Source organism: Nocardia amamiensis NBRC 102102, from assembly GCF_001612745.1.
In the GTDB taxonomy this organism is placed as follows: domain Bacteria; phylum Actinomycetota; class Actinomycetes; order Mycobacteriales; family Mycobacteriaceae; genus Nocardia; species Nocardia amamiensis.
Window position 1 is genome coordinate 1 of the sequence record NZ_BDBA01000446.1, and the last position, 1,143, is coordinate 1,143.

Genomic DNA, 1,143 nt, shown 5'->3' on the forward strand with positions numbered 1-1,143 from the left:
CGCTGAGACCGTGAACGGCCTTTATAAGACCGAGCTGATCAAGCCCCGCGGCCCCGTGGCGCAGCGTCGATCATGTCGAGTTCGCCACCGCCGAATGGGTGGATTGGTTTAATCACCGGCGCCTCTACCAGTACTGCGGGGACGTCCCACCCGCCGAAATGGAAGCCGCCTACTACGCTCAGAACCCAGCCCAGCAACCTGCTGAGCTGTCACACCAATAAGTCTCCGGACTCACCGGGGCGATTCAGACTGCTTACTGGCCCGGGCTCGGCTGCGGTGAGGGTCTGTCAACTTAAAGGCTCTTGTGCACTTCCGGTGGTGACGGATTCTGTTCTACCCCAGTAGGATTCGATGCCGGAGGAGCCGAAAGCCAGCCCGTCCGTACATCTGCCTTTTCAGTAGCTTCGTTTTCGTATTCACGCCTTCGCACGGCCCGTTGCTGTAGGGCAGGGTGAGTCCGGCGACCGCGGCGTCGTGGTCCTGGTCCAGGCCCCGCAGGAACGGTTCGAGCTCGGGTAGTCCGGCCTCACGGGCTTGTTTGATCCAGCAGTCCAGATCGGCACCGCGCCGGTCGGTCATGATCTGGGCGAATCCGCGGACGAGTTCGGCCAGCCGGGTCATCTCCGGGCAGGCGGTGACGAGTTCGCCCAGGTGAGCGCGGCGGGTGTCGGAGAGCTCGGAGGGGCGGGTCATGATCCAGCCGGTGAGCTTACGGCCCGAGACCGCGACCCGGTCACCGACCAGGCGCCCTTCGTTGACGTATCGGTAGAGCAGATTCAGCCCGCCGGTGTAGCCGAGGGCCTTGATCTCGGTGAACAGCTGTCTGACCGCCACGCCGGGCTCCGCGGCGCGGCGGGACCGCAGGTGATCACGGTAGGGGTCGACCAGCCCTGGCCGATACTGCGGCGGTCGACGCAGCGAATCCGGCTCCTGCGCGCGGGAATACCGTTTCACGGTGTTCAGCGCCAGCCCCAGTCGGCGGGAGCAGTCCAGCAGCCCGACACCGGAGTCGAGCAGCTCGTGCACGGCGTGCCAGCGTTCGATGGTCGTGGTCTCGCGCGTCAGCCGGTGTCGTTTCGGGCCGGCGGCGGCCCAGCATCGGCCGTGTGCGGCGACGACTTTCTCCACCACCTGGGCCAGTCC

1 protein-coding gene and 1 pseudogene are annotated in these 1,143 nt (G+C 66.0%); one reads left to right on the forward strand and one right to left on the reverse strand.

The window, feature by feature from the left end:
• Nucleotides 1-221 (forward strand): annotated as a pseudogene (locus NA4_RS39925) (integrase core domain-containing protein); the annotation flags it as partial.
• A gap of 112 nt (nt 222-333) precedes the next feature.
• Here NA4_RS39925 and NA4_RS38320 read toward each other — a convergent pair.
• Nucleotides 334-1,143: ISL3 family transposase (locus NA4_RS38320; protein WP_067481151.1), on the reverse strand; the 810-nt coding region annotated here is incomplete at its 5' end.